Annotated in this window: 13 protein-coding genes and 1 tRNA gene; 7 read left to right on the plus strand and 7 right to left on the minus strand. The window is 68.7% G+C overall.

The window, feature by feature from the left end:
• Window positions 1–5: 5 nt before the first annotated feature.
• The 3 genes from BLT64_RS01635 to BLT64_RS01645 form a co-directional block, all read right to left on the minus strand.
• Entirely contained in the window at window positions 6–1214 is a 1209-nt protein-coding gene (locus BLT64_RS01635) for an MFS transporter (protein ID WP_011750679.1), read from the minus strand.
• 284 nt (window positions 1215–1498) lie between these two features.
• Window positions 1499–2671, minus strand: a complete 1173-nt coding sequence (locus tag BLT64_RS01640; RefSeq protein ID WP_011750680.1) for a CmpA/NrtA family ABC transporter substrate-binding protein — start codon at window positions 2669–2671, stop codon at window positions 1499–1501.
• On the minus strand, window positions 2662–3252 hold the full coding sequence (locus BLT64_RS01645) for an ANTAR domain-containing response regulator (RefSeq protein ID WP_011750681.1): 591 nt from the start codon (window positions 3250–3252) through the stop codon (window positions 2662–2664). The genes BLT64_RS01640 and BLT64_RS01645 overlap by 10 nt, the downstream gene beginning before the upstream one ends.
• Window positions 3253–3481: 229 nt before the next feature.
• Here BLT64_RS01645 and BLT64_RS01650 point away from each other — a divergent pair, with 229 nt between their 5' ends.
• Together BLT64_RS01650 and pdxY are read left to right on the plus strand one after the other, a co-directional pair.
• Entirely contained in the window at window positions 3482–4234 is a 753-nt protein-coding gene (locus BLT64_RS01650; RefSeq protein WP_011750682.1) for an MOSC domain-containing protein, read from the plus strand.
• A complete protein-coding gene (gene pdxY / locus BLT64_RS01655; protein WP_011750683.1) occupies window positions 4231–5067 on the plus strand; it encodes a pyridoxal kinase in 837 nt (278 codons plus the stop codon). The genes BLT64_RS01650 and pdxY overlap by 4 nt, the downstream gene beginning before the upstream one ends.
• A gap of 66 nt (window positions 5068–5133) precedes the next feature.
• On the opposite strand, the gene BLT64_RS01660 is transcribed toward pdxY, so the two are convergent.
• The 4 genes from BLT64_RS01660 to BLT64_RS01675 form a co-directional block, all read right to left on the minus strand.
• Complete coding sequence (locus BLT64_RS01660; protein ID WP_011750684.1) at window positions 5134–7446, minus strand: Tex family protein; 2313 nt, start codon at window positions 7444–7446, stop codon at window positions 5134–5136.
• Between the two features lie 73 nt (window positions 7447–7519).
• Window positions 7520–7963: a hypothetical protein gene (locus BLT64_RS01665; protein ID WP_128493073.1), complete on the minus strand. Its 444-nt coding sequence runs from the start codon at window positions 7961–7963 to the stop codon at window positions 7520–7522.
• Window positions 7964–8488: 525 nt separating this feature from the next.
• Window positions 8489–8573 (minus strand) — tRNA-Leu (locus BLT64_RS01670).
• A gap of 82 nt (window positions 8574–8655) precedes the next feature.
• Entirely contained in the window at window positions 8656–10185 is a 1530-nt protein-coding gene (locus BLT64_RS01675; protein WP_011750686.1) for a bifunctional ADP-dependent NAD(P)H-hydrate dehydratase/NAD(P)H-hydrate epimerase, read from the minus strand.
• Window positions 10186–10326: 141 nt separating this feature from the next.
• Between BLT64_RS01675 and BLT64_RS01680 the strand changes: the two genes are divergently transcribed.
• From BLT64_RS01680 to BLT64_RS26740, 5 genes are all read left to right on the plus strand, one after another.
• The gene (locus BLT64_RS01680) at window positions 10327–10665 is read left to right on the plus strand and encodes a P-II family nitrogen regulator (protein ID WP_010398051.1); all 339 of its coding nucleotides are present in this window, start codon (window positions 10327–10329) and stop codon (window positions 10663–10665) included.
• A gap of 77 nt (window positions 10666–10742) precedes the next feature.
• Window positions 10743–12149, plus strand: a complete 1407-nt coding sequence (gene glnA / locus BLT64_RS01685) for a type I glutamate--ammonia ligase (protein WP_011750687.1) — start codon at window positions 10743–10745, stop codon at window positions 12147–12149.
• A 206-nt stretch (window positions 12150–12355) separates the two neighbouring features.
• Window positions 12356–13672, plus strand: coding sequence for an adenylosuccinate lyase (gene purB, locus BLT64_RS01690; RefSeq protein WP_011750688.1), 1317 nt, complete (start codon window positions 12356–12358; stop codon window positions 13670–13672).
• A gap of 60 nt (window positions 13673–13732) precedes the next feature.
• Window positions 13733–14788: a flagellar motor switch protein FliG gene (locus BLT64_RS01695; protein WP_011750689.1), complete on the plus strand. Its 1056-nt coding sequence runs from the start codon at window positions 13733–13735 to the stop codon at window positions 14786–14788.
• Between the two features lie 220 nt (window positions 14789–15008).
• On the plus strand, window positions 15009–15152 hold the full coding sequence (locus BLT64_RS26740; protein WP_041530485.1) for a hypothetical protein: 144 nt from the start codon (window positions 15009–15011) through the stop codon (window positions 15150–15152).
• Window positions 15153–15343: the final 191 nt, after the last annotated feature.

Here is a 15343-nt window from a genome sequence, read left to right on the forward strand (position 1 = left end):
CTTTCTCAGGCGGCTTGCAGGGGCGCGCGGCCCATCTGGCGGATCGAGGCGTGCATCCACAGCGCGCAAAGCCCGACCAGCAGGAACAGCGCCATGAAGCAGCTGGACCACAGCCCGGTCTGGTCGCGCAGCCAGCCGAAGAGCAGCGGCAAGGCAAAGCCGCCCAGACCGCCGATCATGCCGACCAGCCCGCCGACCGCGCCGACATGGCCGGGGTAATAGCTGGGGATGTGCTTGTAGACGGCCGCCTTGCCCAGGCTCATGAAGAAGCCCAGGACGAAAATCACCGCCAGGAAGACCGGCACCGGCACCCCCGCCGGGATCGACAGGATGGCGGTCGCGGCCAGCGAGACGATGAAGGTCGCATACATCACCGCCCGCGCCCCGATCCGGTCGGACAGCACCCCGCCATAGGCGCGGAAGATCGAGCCGGGGATGGAATAGGCCGCGCCGATCATGCCGGCGGTCCCGACACCGAAACCATAGACCTGCGTCAGGTAATGCGGCAGCCACAGCGCCAGCGCCACGAACCCGCCGAAGCTGAAGAAGTAATAGGCCGAGAAGCGCCAGACCCGCACCTGACCCAGCGGCGCGAACTCGGCACGCAGCGGCGCCTTGCGGCCGGCCCCTGCGGCGGTGACGGGATCGTCCTTGCTGAGCAGCCAGAACAGCACGGCGGTCAGCACCAGCGCGGCGGCCCAGATCTGCGCGGTCGCCTGCCAGCCCAGCGCCAGCATGACGAAGGGCGCGGCGAACTTGGTCACGGCGGCCCCGACATTGCCGGTGCCGAAGATGCCCAACGCCGTGCCCTGCCGCCCCTCGGCATAGAAGCGCGAGACATAGGCCACGCCGACGGCAAAGGAACCGCCGGCCAGCCCGACGCCCAGCGCCGCCAGCAGCATCTGCGGCCAGGTCGTAGCAAGGGACAAAAGGAACGTCGCGACGGCGGCGGAAAGCATGGTCATCGTATAGACCAGCCGCCCGCCCAGCCGGTCGGTCAGCACGCCCAGCCCGATGCGCACCAGCGATCCGGTCAGGATCGGCAGGCCGATCAGCAGGCCGAACTGGGTTTCGGTCAGGGAAAGCTGCTCGCGGATCTGCAGGCCGATGATCGAGAAGATCGTCCAGACGGCGAAGCAGATGGTAAAGGCGAAGGTCGAGAGGCCCAGCGCGCGGCTGGCCTCGGATGGCGGAACGGGGGGAACGGCGGGCATGGTGGCTCCGATGCGTTGCTGATGGCGAAGGCTGTCGGAAAGCGCGGACGGGCGGCGGAAGGCCGCAGCGGGATTGCGCTTTCGGAGGAGAGGATTTCCGCATCGTCGCGGGAATCCGTGCCGCATCATTGCGAGCGGGCCGGTGGCGCGCCGTTGCGCCGGGCCATGGGATCAGACTGGGTCAGGACGCAGCCCGGATCAAGCCTTGATGCGGCATCGCAGCATCCTCCGCCGGCTCCGCCCGAAAGCCGGGCAGCCCCGCGCCCGGCCTGCCTGCAAAACGCTCAGCCGGCGAAGGGTGGTTCGAAGATGGTGCCGTCGAAGAAGGCATCGGCGCGCAGAATCATCTGGCCCTTTTCGGCCGCGACCTCGCGGTCCTGCGCCAGTGCGCCCTCCAGCCGGGCCGAGGCGCCGGGCAAGGCCGCCCCCGCCGCACGCAGGTGCTGGCGGTAAAGATCGGTGCGGAAATGCGCCATCGCCTTTTCCATCGCCGGTCCCGGTTCCAGCCCGTGGCGCAGGGCGATGCGCTGCGCAAAGAATGCGGCCAGGCTTTTCCAGGGAAAATTCGCCGCGCCGGCGTGGAAGGCGATGAAGTCCGGCACATGGCGGATCTCGCCCGAGGGCGTGACCTGCAACCGCCCGGTCAAGCCGCGCTCGGCCAGTTCCGCCGGCAGGTCCAGATATTCGCGCCGCGACAGGATCTCGGCGGCGGTATCGCGGTTCTCGGGCTCGTCCAGCCAGCGCCCGGCACGCCAGACGGCCCGCATCAGCGCACCCGTCACCTGCGGCTGGCCTTCGGTGAAGTCGCGGCGCAGCACCAGCCCCTTTTCCGGCGGCGAGGCCCAGATCGCCGTGCCGGGCAAGAGCAGCGCGGCAAGGCCCCGGTCCACCGCGCTCGATGCCCAGGGCTCGCCGACGCAGAAGGCATCGACCTCGCCCGCGGCCATGGATTCGGCCATCAGCGGCGGCGGCACGGTCACGACCTCCAGCGCCGGGCCGGGGCCGCAGGCACCGAGCCAGTGGCGGATCAGTTCCAGCTGCGTCGAGAAATGGAACGGCACGCCGACGCGCAGCCGGTCAGGAGCGGCGCGATGCAGCGCGCGGGCGGCCTTGCGGGCATCGCGAAAGTCGAAATCATGGCCCTGTTCGCGCATCCTTGCGGCCAGCGCGGCGCTGACCGCAACCGCCTGCCCGCCCTGGGACAGGAACATCACCAGGTCCAGGTCGGGCAGCGCCGGGCCAAGCCCCAGCGCCTGCGCGACCGGCATCGGCACCAGCATATGCGCCGCCTCGATCAGCCCGGCACCCAGCATGTCGCGGGCCTGCGCCCAGGCGCCCAGGCGCAGAAGCTGGAACTCCAGCCCCTCCTCGGCGGCAAAGCCCAGCTCGCGCGCCACGATCAGCGGCGCGGCGTCGATCAGCGGCACATAGCCCAGGCGCAGGGGCGTCAACGGCATGAGAGCAACCCCGCGGCAAGGACCAGCTGTTGCGCGATCTCGGCCACGCGCTTGCCCTGGTCCATCGCCGTCTTGCGCAACAGCGCATAGGCGGCCTCTTCGTCGATGCCGCGCGCCTTCATCAGCACGGCCTTGGCGCGGTCGATCACCTTGCGCTCCTCCAATGCCGCGCGGGTCGCGGCCAGTTCGGCCCGCATGCGCTGGAACATGTGAAAGCGTGCGATGGCCGCATCCAGCACCGGCTTGATCCGGTCGGGACGCAGCCCGTCCACGACATAGGCCGATATCCCCGCCTCGACCGCAGCGCGCGTCAGATGCTCATCCGAGCGGTCCACGAACATCGCCACCGGCCGCTCGGTCGGGCCCGAGGCCAGCGCCAGCTCTTCGAGCACGTCGCGCGAGGGATTGGCCAGGTCGATCAGCACGATGTCGGGCCGGCATTCGGCGATGTGGCGCGCGAGGCCGGTTTCTTCCGAGATGATGCGGATGTCGTGGTCGCCGATCTCGCGCAGCCCGTCCACGATCGGGGCGGCGCGCTCCGGGTCGGATTCGATGACGACGATCGAAAGGCGCTTGTCCATCTGCTTCCTGCTCTCTCCCGTCCCAGCAGGTGCCACCGGAACCCCGCGCCCGCAACGCATCCCGCCGCACGCGACCCGGCCCGTCCCGGTTTTGCGCGATTGGCGGGCAGTCGCGGGCGGCGCTGCCCATGGTTCGGGCGGCGCCATGGCCGCCCGGCCCCCGTCCCGCTCCCTTGAGCCTGCCGGGGCTTTGGCTAATCTGGGTGCGACGCGCGAACAGAGGGAAGCCATGGCGGAGATCATCCTGTTGACGGGCAAGGCCGCCCCGCTGCCCGGAAGCGACCAGAAAAGCGGCATCGACAAGCGCCCGGTGGATCGCCCGCTGGCCCTTGGTCCCGAGGGGTTTTCGGGCGACGAGCAGGCCGACCGCCGCGTGCATGGCGGGCCGGAAAAGGCCGTGCATCACTATCCCTTCGACCATTATGCGGCGTGGCGCGAAGAGCTTGGGCTGCTGCGCCCGGCGGAACCGCCGGGGGTTTCACACCCCCGGACCCCCGTGGAGTATTTGGAGAACAGAGAAATCAGGGGGTTGCTGGATGCGCCCGGCGCCTTTGGCGAGAACATCTCGACCCGGGGGCTGACCGAGGCGGATGTGGCGGTGGGCGACATCTTCCGGCTCGGTTCCGCCCTGGTGCAGGTGTCGCAGGGGCGCCAGCCCTGCTGGAAGCTGAACCGCCGCTTCGGGGTCGAAACCATGGCGCGACGCGTTCAGGAGAGCGGCCGCACCGGCTGGTACTACCGCGTGCTGGAGCCGGGGATCGTCGCGCCCGGCGACCGGCTGGAACTGGTCGACCGCGTGGCACCGGACTGGACGCTGCGCCGGCTTTGGCATGCGCTCTACGTGGACCGGCTGAACCTTGGCGAGTTGCAGGGCATCGCCGCGCTGGACATCCTGGCCGAGGGCTGGCGGCGCTATGCCGTCCGCCGGCTGGAAAGCGGCCGGGTCGAGGACTGGTCGAAGCGGCTGGAGGGCAGCGCATGACCCGCCCGCTGGTGATCTCGATCCAGAGCCAGGTGGTCATGGGTCATGTCGGCAATTCGGCGGCGGTGTTCCCGATGCTGGCAGCAGGGCTGGAGGTGGCGCCGATCCCGACGGTGATCTTTTCCAATACCCCCGATTATCCGACCCTGCGCGGCCGGCCGCTGCCGGGCGATTTCTTTGCCGAGCTGTTGCTGGGCGCCTGGGACCGCGGGTTGCCGGAACGCGCGGATTTCCTGCTGACCGGCTATATCGGCTCGGTCGAGGTGGCACAGCTGACGGCCGATTTCGTCGCCCGCGCCAAGGCGGCGAACCCGCGCCTGCGCTATTACTGCGATCCGGTGCTGGGCGACGAGCAGCCGGGGCTTTATGTGCCGCAGGAGATCGCCGACACCTTCCGCGACCGGCTGCTGCCCATGGCCGACATCGCCTCGCCCAACCCGTTCGAGGTCGCCTGGCTGACCGGCCAGCCCATCGCGGAGCTGGCCGATGTCCACCGCGCCGCGCTGGCCCTGCGCATGGCGCCCGAGGCGCAGCTGATCGTCACCGGCTGCAAGCTGCGCGAGACGGCGCCCGGGATGCTGGAAAGCGTGATCCTGGGGCCGCAGGGGCTGACGCGGCACCCGACACCGCACCTGCCGGTGGCGCTGGCCGGGACCGGGGATCTGTTCGCAGGGCTGATCGCCGCCGCGCTTGGCCAGGGGCGCGGCCTTGCCCAGGCGGTCGAATTCGCGCAGGTCCAGACCTCGCGCGCGCTGCGGCGGGCGGCGGAGCTGGGCACCAAGGAGGTGGTGCTTTCGGATCCCGAGTTCCGCGCGGCGCTGCTGGTGCCCTGACGCTTTCGCCCTGCGACCTGCCCGATGTTCCCCCTGGGGAAGGTTCGGCGACGGATGGAGCCCGCCTCAGTTCTTTCGCAGCGCGTTCAGCAGCGCCGCGCCCAATGCGCCGGGCTGCTCCTTTCCAGCGGGTGCGGCGGATTTCGGGCCGCGTGCCGGCTGGGCCTTGGGGCCGCGCTCTTTCTGCGCGTCGCGGGCCGAGGCGCCGCCGTCCTTGCGCATGGTCAGGCCGATGCGCTTGCGCGCCACGTCCACCTCGGTCACCCGCACCTTGACCACGTCGCCGACCTTCACCACCTCGTTCGGGTCCTTGACGAAACGGTCGGCAAGCTGGCTGATATGCACCAGCCCGTCCTGATGCACGCCGATATCGACGAAGGCGCCGAAGGCCGCGACATTCGTCACCGTGCCCTCCAGCGCCATGCCGGGACGCAGATCGCCGATCGCTTCGACCCCCTCGGCGAAGCTTGCCGTGACGAAGCTCGGGCGCGGGTCGCGGCCGGGCTTTTCCAGTTCGGACAGGATGTCGCGGATGGTGGGCAGGCCGAAATGCTCATCGACGAAGGCTTCCGCGCGGATGCCCTTCAGCGCCGCGCCGTCGCCCATGATCTGGCGGATGTCGCGGCCGCAGGCGGCGACGATCCTGCGCGCGACGCCGTAAGCCTCGGGGTGGACCGAGGAGGCGTCCAGCGGCTCCTTGCCATCGCGGATGCGCAGGAAGCCCGCGCATTGCTCGAAGGCGCGCGGGCCGAGGCCGCCGACCTTCTTCAGCGCAGCGCGCGACGGGAAGGCGCCGTTCTCGTCGCGCCAGGCAACGATGTTCTGCGCCAGCGACGGACCCAGCCCCGCGACATGCGCCAGCAAGGGCGCCGAGGCGGTGTTCAGGTCCACCCCCACCGCGTTCACCGCGTCCTCGACCACCGCCTCCAGCGTCCTGGCCAGTTGGCGCTGGTCCACGTCGTGCTGGTATTGGCCGACGCCGATCGATTCGGGCGGCACCTTGACCAGTTCGGCCAGCGGGTCCTGCAGGCGCCGGGCGATGGAGACCGCGCCGCGCAAGGACACGTCGAGGCCGGGAAACTCCTTGGCCGCCAGTTCCGAGGCGGAATAGACCGAGGCGCCGGCCTCGCTGACGATTACTTTCACGGGCTGCTTCACGCCTTCGGGCAGGCGCTTGAGCACCTCGGCCACGAAGCGCTCGGTCTCGCGGCTGGCGGTGCCGTTGCCGATGGCGATCAGCTCGATCCCGTGCTTGACGATGGCGGCGGCCAGCGCGGCCTCGGCCCCGCGCAGGTCGGATCTCGGCGGAAAGGGATACAGCGTCGCCGTCTCGACCAGCTTGCCGGTGCCGTCCACCGCCGCCAGCTTGACCCCGGTGCGGATGCCGGGGTCCAGCCCGATGGTCGGGCGCGGGCCGGCGGGCGAGGCCAGCAGCAGATCCTTGAGATTGCGGGCGAAAACCCGGATCGCCTCGGCATGGGCGCGCGCGCGCAGCTCGGTCAGCAGGTCGATATACATGGTGTTCGACAGCCGCACCCGCCAGCACCAGCCCGCCACCTTGCGCAGCCAGCGGTCGCCCGGCTGATCGCCCAGCCGTCCCAGCGCCGAGGCGACGATGCCCTCGGCCCGCGCCGCGCCGGTTTCCGGCTCGGGCGCGATCTCGATGGTCAGCACCTCTTCCTTGGCGCCGCGCAGGATCGCCAGCGCGCGATGCGCCGGGATGCTCGCCCATTTCTCGGACTGGTCGAAATAGTCGCTGAACTTGGCGCCGACCTGCTCCTTGCCCGGCACCACCTTGGCCGAGATGATCGCCTCGGCCTGCATGAATTCGCGCAGCCGGCCCAGCAGCGCCGCATTCTCGGACAGTTCCTCGACCAGGATGTCGCGCGCGCCGTCCAGCGCCGATTTCACGTCCGGCACCGCCTCGGCCAGATAGCCCGCCGCCAGCGCCTCGGGTTCGGCGGCACGGTTTTCCTGGATGGCACGCAACAGCGGCTCCAGCCCGTTTTCCCGGGCGATCATCGCCTTGGTGCGGCGCTTGGGCTTGAAGGGCAGGTAGATGTCCTCGAGCGTGGCCTTGGTCCCGGCCCCGGCGATGGCGCGGGCCAGTTCGTCGGTCAGCTTGCCCTGCCCCTTGATCGATTCGAGGATCGAGACCCGCCGCGCCTCGAGTTCGCGCAGATAGGCCAGCCGTTCCGACAGCGTGCGCAGCTGCGTGTCGTCCAGCCCGCCCGTCACCTCCTTGCGATAGCGCGCGACGAAGGGCACGGTCGCACCCCCGTCCAGCAAGGCCGAGGCCGCAGCGACCTGGGTGGGGCTGGCGCTGATCTCGGCGGCGATGGTGCGGGCAATGCGGTCGGTTGCGTCCACGGGCGGCATCCTCTGCTGACTGGAGCGCCGTCATAGCCAAAACCAGCCGGCGATCCAAGCATTCCGATGCCTGCGGGCCCGCTCAGGACAGCCGCATCGCGCCGCGCATCCGCCGTTCGAATTCCGGCGCCAGGCGCGGCATGCGCATGTCGCCCTTGGTCGTCTCCATCGCGCACCAAAGGTTGGCGATGGCCGTCCAGTTCAGGCCAAGAGGGGCATCGCCCGTCTCGGCCAGTTGCAGCCGCCCTGCCAGGCGGCAAAAGGCCACGCCCTTCAGCAGGGCGTTGGCATGGAGCAGCACCTCATCGACAAGCTCGGCGTCGAACTGCGCCTCGGCCATGGCCAGGAACCCCGAGGGATCGCCTTCCACGAAGAGGTTCTGCGCCTCGATCAGGTAGCTTTCACAGATCGAAAAGCCCTGCTCGCACCAGTCGGCCACCGAGCCCGAAAAGCCCTGTCCGCCGACCCCGATCCCCGAGACCTGCAGAAAGGTCAGGCTGCCATTGTCGCCATGGGGATAATGCATGCCCGTAGCATGCGTGGCCTTGCCATTCACCAACATCACTCACCAACCAACAATAGAGATTGCTTAATGAGATACAATTAAAACGATCTGTTCGGTTTCGGCCAGCTACCCTTTAGGATAGGTTAACAGCCCCTCACAAATCACCATTCAATCAATTGATATTCAATGATTTATTCCGAAGCGGGCGGCGGATTCACCGAACACCTCCTGGTTGCGGCCCCTTTCCGCAGCCCTGTTCCGACCCGAAGCGGGACGTCTGGGAAACCCGGCCACGCGCCCCGGCGGTCGGCGCGCTTGTCGGCGGGACGCTTCTGCCCGCTACCTGCGGCGCATGCGCGGCGGTTGATCCGGGGGCGGGCTGGACGGGCGTCCCTGCCCGCGGGCTGCCCCATCACGGGCACAAGGGGCTTCGCCGCGGCGGGACGAATAGAGGGCGCGGGGGAGCGGTTGGGAAATCGCTGTTTCCGCCGCGAATCCCTAGGACCGCGCAGCGTCGTTTCAGTCCAAGCCCTTGGTTTTACTGAATGGTGCGGGTGGAGGGACTTGAACCCCCACGCCTTGCGGCGCCAGAACCTAAATCTGGTGCGTCTGCCAATTTCGCCACACCCGCATGCCGATCCGCATCAGCCACGAGGCGGCGAGGGATCGGCGCCCCTCTTAGCAAAGCCCTCGGCGGCTTGCGAGCGGAAAGTTCAGCAGCCCAAAGCCCGCAGCACCGCCGGAATCCGCTCGGGCAGGTCTTCGGCGATCAGGCCGGGGCCGAAATCGCGCGCCGCCTCGGCATGCAGCCAGGCGCCGGTCGCGGCGGCCTCCAGCGGCGCGAAGCCGCGCGCCAGCAACCCGGTGACGATGCCCGACAGCACGTCGCCCGCGCCCGCCGTCGCCAGCCATGGCGCTTGCGCCTCGCCCACGGCGGCGGCGACGCGCGCCTCGCCGCCCGGCGCGGCGATCACCGTGTCCGGCCCCTTGAGCAGCACCACGCAGCCCGCCCGCTCGGCCGCCTGCCGCGCCGCGTCCAGCCGCGAAAAGGCCGGACCCGTCTCGGCCGGGGTGGCCAGCCGCTGCGCCAGATCGGGAAACAGCCGGGCGAATTCGCCGCCATGCGGGGTCAGCACCGCCCCCGGATGCAGCGCGGCGAACAGCGCCTCGGGCGCATCGGCAAAGGCGGTCAGCGCATCGGCATCAAGCAGCGCCGCCCGGCCCGAGGCCAGCACGGCGGGCACCAGATCCCGCGCCCGGTCAAGCCCCAGTCCGGGCCCGAGGCCCAGCGCGTTGAAGCGCGGATTCTCCAGCAGATGCTCCAGCCCGGCGCGGTCGGCGACGGGGCGCAGCATCACCGCATCCAGCCTTGCGGCGTTTTCCGGCAGCGCTTCGGGCGGACAGGCCAGCGTCACCAGCCCGGCACCGATGCGCAGCGCCGCCCGCGCCGTCAATCGCGCCGCTCCGCCCTGCCCCGGTCCGCCGCCCAGGACCAGCGCATGGCCATGGTCGTATTTATGGCCGGCCCGCTTGGCGAGCGCGGGCACCGGCCCGGCGAAACGCGCGGGAACGCCCGCCGCCGCCATCCAGCCGTCGATGCCGATGTCGACGATGCGCAGCACGCCGCTCAGATTCCCGCCCTGCGCCAGGACATGACCCAGCTTGGCGCGTTGGAAACTGACGGTCAGCGCCGCCCGGGGCAGGTCGAGCCCGCCGAGAACCCGGCCGCTGTCGGCGCAAAGCCCGCTGAGAATGTCGATCGCGACGATGCGGCAGCCCTGTGCCGCCGCCAGCCGCAAGGGCGCAGCGATGCCGGGCGCCAGCGGCCGCACCAGCCCGGTGCCGAACAGCGCATCGATGCAGAGCGAGCCGGGCGGGAAATCCTCGGGGCCGAGATCGGACAGCGTCGCCACCGCGCCCTGCCAGCAGGCGGCGGCGACCTGCGCATCGGGCGTCGCGGGCGGTGCCAGCGCCGCCAGCCGCACCTGCCAGCCGCGCTCGGCCAGGAGTCGCGCCACCACATAGCCGTCGCCGCCGTTGTTGCCGGGACCGCAGAGAATCACCGCATGCCCCGGCCGCTCGAACTCGGGCCACAGCGCCAGCATCTCGCACAGGACGCCCGCGCCGGCCCGCTCCATCAGCGCCGACCCGGTGACGCTGCCGCTGCCGATGGCGGCGCCCTCGACCGCACGCATCTGCCGAGTCGTCAGGATTTCGCGCCTCTGGGCCGCTTCATCGCACATAATTCAGGCAACCTGCATAATATTCGGGCACATGCCCGCGATTCGCTGTCTGCATGCCGCTTTCCCCATCAAGCCGCATGGACGCGCATCATCAAACCCGCCAATCAGGTCGCAGGCAAGTCGCGAGAGAAGGATCAGGCGATGAAGAAAGTCGAAGCCATCATCAAGCCCTTCAAACTGGACGATGTGAAAGAGGCCCTTCAGGAAGTCGGCGTCCAGGGCCTCTCGGTCACCGAGGTCAAGGGCTTCGGCCGGCAGAAGGGCCATACCGAGCTTTATCGCGGCGCGGAATACGTGGTGGACTTCCTGCCCAAGGTGAAGATCGAGATGGTGCTGCCCGACGACCTGGTCGAAGCCGCCGTCGACGCCATCATCTCGGCCGCGCGCACCGAGAAGATCGGCGACGGCAAGATCTTCATCCTGCCGGTCGAACAGGCCATCCGCATCCGCACCGGCGAGACCGGCGACGACGCGGTCTGATCCCGCCCACCCGCACCATGAACCAATGACCCATGCCCGGCGGCGGCGCCGGGCAGACTGATGGAGGAAGGATCCCAATGACAGTCAAGGACGTTCTGGATCTGATGAAGGCCGAGGAAGTCGAATATGTCGACGTCCGCTTCACCGATCCCAAGGGCAAGCTGCAGCATGTGACGCTGGTCGCCGATCTGGTGGACGAGGACTTCTTCGAGGAAGGCTTCATGTTCGACGGCTCCTCGATCGCCGGCTGGAAATCCATCGACCAGTCCGACATGAAGCTGATGCCGGACGCATCCTCGGCCTATATCGACCCGTTCTATGCCGAAAAGACGCTTTGCGTGCATTGCAACGTGGTCGAGCCCGACACCGGCGAGCCCTATGCCCGCGACCCGCGCGGCACCGCGCTGAAGGCCGAGGCCTATCTGAAATCCTCGGGCATCGGCGACATCTCCTATTTCGGCCCCGAGGCGGAGTTCTTCCTTTTCGACGACGTCCGCTATTCGGTGACGCCGCAGAAGGTCGGCTTCGAGATCGACTCGGTCGATGCCGCCTGGAACACCGACACCGTCTACGAGGACGGCAACCTCGCCCATCGCGCGGCCCACAAGGGCGGCTATTTCCCGGTGAACCCGGTCGATGCGGCCCAGGACATCCGCGGCGAGATGCTCTCGACCATGAAGCGCATGGGGATCAAGGTCGACAAGCACCACCACGAGGTCGCCACCGCCCAGCACGAGCTTGGCATGATCTTCGGCGGGCTGGTCGAGCAGGCCGACAACATCCAGAAATACAAATACGTCATCCACAACGTCGCCGCCGCCTATGGCAAGACCGCGACCTTCATGCCGAAGCCGATGAAGGGCGACAACGGCTCGGGGATGCATGTGAACATGTCGATCTGGAAGGACGGCAAGCCGCTGTTCGCCGGCGACAAATATGCCGACCTGTCGCAAGAGGCGCTGTGGTTCATCGGCGGCATCCTCAAGCACGCCAAGGCGCTCAATGCGCTGACCAACCCGGCGACCAACAGCTACAAGCGCCTGATCCCCGGCTTCGAGGCCCCGGTGCTGCGCGCCTATTCGGCCCGCAACCGCTCGGGCTGCGTGCGGATCCCGTGGACCGAGTCGCCGAAGGCCAAGCGCGTCGAGGCCCGTTTCCCCGATCCGGCCGCGAACCCCTACCTGGCCTTTGCCGCGCTGCTGATGGCGGGCCTCGACGGCATCAAGAACAAGATCGACCCGGGCCCGGCCTCGGACAAGGACCTCTACGACCTGCCGCCCGAGGAACTGGCCGAGATCCCGACCGTCTGCGGCTCGCTGCGCGAGGCGCTGGAGGAGCTGGAGAAGGACATGGACTTCCTGCTGGCCGGCGACGTCTTCACCCGCGACCAGCTGGAAGGCTACATCAAGCTGAAATGGGAAGAGGTCTATGCCTACGAGCATACCCCGCACCCCATCGAGTACGCGATGTATTACAGCTGCTGATCCACGGCAGGGACAGTGACACGGGAAAGCCGCCCCACGGGGCGGCTTTCCCTTTGGGCGGGGCCTTTCGGCGCGAAGGGGGCCTTCCCTCGCGATCCGCCTGCCGGATGCCGCGCCCGGCAAGGGCCTCTGCCCCGCGATGATGCCGGCGCGGTTGCGGGACGTGAGGCAAGCGACTAGAACCCCCGCAAACACAGGAGCCCCCGATGATCCCGCGCTATGCCCGCCCCGAAATGACCGCCATCTGGTCGCCCGAGACCAGGTTCCGGATCTGGTATGAGATCGAGGCCCATGCCTGCGACGCCCAGGCCGACCTGGGCGTGATCCCGCGCGAGAACGCCGAAGCGGTCTGGAAGGCCAGGGACGTCGAGTTCGACGTCGCCCGCATCGACGAGATCGAGGCCGTGACCAAGCACGACGTCATCGCCTTCCTGACCCATCTGGCCGAGCATATCGGCGCCGAAGAGGCGCGCTTCGTCCATCAGGGCATGACCAGCTCGGACGTGCTGGACACCACGCTGAACGTCCAGCTGGTGCGGGCCGCCGACATCCTGCTGGCCGACATGGACAAGGTGCTGGCCGCGCTGAAGAAACGCGCCTACGAGCACAAGAACACCGTCCGCATCGGCCGCAGCCACGGCATCCATGCCGAGCCGACCACCATGGGCCTGACCTTCGCCCGCTTCTACGCCGAGATGGCGCGCGGCCGCGAACGGCTGGAACGCGCCCGCGACGAGGTCGCGACCGGCGCCATCTCGGGCGCGGTCGGCACCTTCGCCAATATCGACCCCCGCGTCGAGGAACATGTCTGCGCGAAGATGGGCCTCTCCCCCGAACCGATCAGCACCCAGGTCATCCCGCGCGACCGCCACGCGATGTTCTTTGCCACGCTGGGCGTCATCGCCAGCTCGATCGAGAACATCGCCATCGAGATCCGCCACATGCAGCGCACCGAAGTGCTGGAGGCCGAGGAATATTTCAGCCCCGGCCAGAAGGGCAGCTCGGCCATGCCCCACAAGCGCAACCCGGTGCTGACCGAGAACCTGACCGGCCTCGCCCGCCTGGTGCGCATGGCGGTGGTCCCGGCGATGGAGAACGTGGCGCTGTGGCATGAACGCGACATCAGCCATTCCTCGGTCGAACGCGGCATCGCGCCGGACGCGACGATCACCCTGGACTTCGCCCTGAACCGCCTGGCGGGCGTGATCGAAAAGCTGGTGGTCTACCCCGAGAACATGCTGAAGAACATGAACAAGTTCAAGGGCCTGGTCATGTCCCAGCGCGTGCTTCTGGCCCTGACCCAGGCCGGCGTCAGCCGCGAGGACGCCTATCGCCTGGTGCAGCGCAACGCCATGAAGGTCTGGGAACAGGGCGCCGACTTCAAGACCGAGCTGCTGGCCGATGCCGAGGTGACGGCCGCGCTTTCGCCCGCCGAGATCGAGGAGAAATTCGACCTGGGCTATCACACCAAGCATGTGGACACGATTTTCGCCCGGGTCTTCGGCGAAAACGGCGCGCATTAACCGCCTGTTCGCTTTTCCCTGCCAGATTGCCCCCGGAAAGTTGGGAATCGGGGGCAATCCATGGGTGTTCCGGCGCTCGGGGCGACGGCGGGGCTCAGTCCGCGGCAGAAGGCGGCGGTGATCGTGCGGCTGGTGCTGGCCGAGGGCGGGGACATCGACCTGGCCCGGCTGCCGCCGGAATTGCAGACCGAACTGGCGCAGGAAATGGCGCTGATGGGCGTCGTCGACCGCGAGACGCGCAATGCCATCGTCTCCGAGTTCTGCGACCGGCTGGAGGCGATCAGCCTGTCCTTTCCGGGCGATATCGACGGCACGCTGAACCTGCTCGACGGCCACCTTTCCCCCGACACCACCGACGAGTTGCGGCGCCTGGCGGCGCTGAACGGCGCCGGCGATCCGTGGGACAGCATCGCGGCCATGGCGCCGGGCCTGCTGGCCGAGCTGGCCAGGACCGAAGCGATCGAGATCGCGGCGGTGATGTTCTCGAAACTGCCGGTGCCGCGCGCGGCCGAGGTGTTCGGCCTGCTCGAAAAGGAACGCGCCCGCCAGATCGCCTATGCGATGTCGCTGACGGGCGGCATCGGAACCGAGGCGCTGCGGCGCATCGGCAGGGCATTGATCCAGGCGGCCGCCGCCGTTCCGCAACCGCCGCTGGAGGGCAAGGCGGGTGAAAAGGTCGGTGCGATCCTGAACTTCTCGCCCTCCGGCATGCGCGACAGCGTGCTGGCCGGGCTGGACGACGACGATGCCGTCTTCGCGGGCGAGGTGCGCAAGACCATCTTCACCTGGGCGCATATCCCCCGCCGCATCGACGCGCGCGACATCCCCCGCATCATGCGCGAGGTGGACAACCCCGTGCTGCTCAAGGCGCTGGCCGGCGCCCGCGGCCCGTCGCGCGAAACCGTGGACTTCCTGCTGGGCGGCATCTCGCCCCGCCTGGCCGAATCGATGCGCGAAGAGATGGAGGGACTGGGCAAGGTCTCGACCCGGGACGCCGAAGAGGCCATGGACCAGGTGGTGATCACCATCCGCCGCATGGAAGCGGCGGGCGACCTGTTCCTTATCGCGCAGGAACCCGAGGAAGAGGAGGCGGAAACGGAAAGCCCGACCGGCTGATCCGGCGGGTCGGGCAACCGGCTCCCCCCGGCCCGCCCCCCGAACCCGGCAACGCAGGACCGGAACGGATGTGCGGCAAAGACGCCGCAGCAGGACGGCGCATGGCAACCTCGTGCAAGGCGGGGAAAGGCGCAATGCCTTGCCCGGACCCGGGCTCTGCCCTAGCAAGGGGCGGAACGGCGCATCGCGACGCAAGCAAGGCAGCCCCGGGACGGACGGTATGACAAATCAGATCGCGCTCACGCTAGGCCTTTTCATCCTGGGACTGTTCGCGGCGGATGCCCTGTTGCTGCATTGGGGCCTGCCGGTGTTTCTGGGCAAGCAGTTCGCCAGCCTGATCGAGTTTCTCAGCTTCTGGCGCTGACCCCACTGCCTGCGCGATTCGCCCGCATCCGGCACCCATCGCAGCGAATTATGCCCCGGCCCGGGCCCTGCACCGTCGCCCGGATGGCCCACCCGCGTCGATATGCCGCAATTGCACCGCTAACATCGGTCTTTTGGCCGAGTTTCCGCCCCAAGGGGTTTCAGGCATTTGCATTCCCCCGGCGATGCGGG

The sequence above is a fragment of the Paracoccus denitrificans genome (genome assembly GCF_900100045.1).
Classification (GTDB): domain Bacteria; phylum Pseudomonadota; class Alphaproteobacteria; order Rhodobacterales; family Rhodobacteraceae; genus Paracoccus; species Paracoccus denitrificans.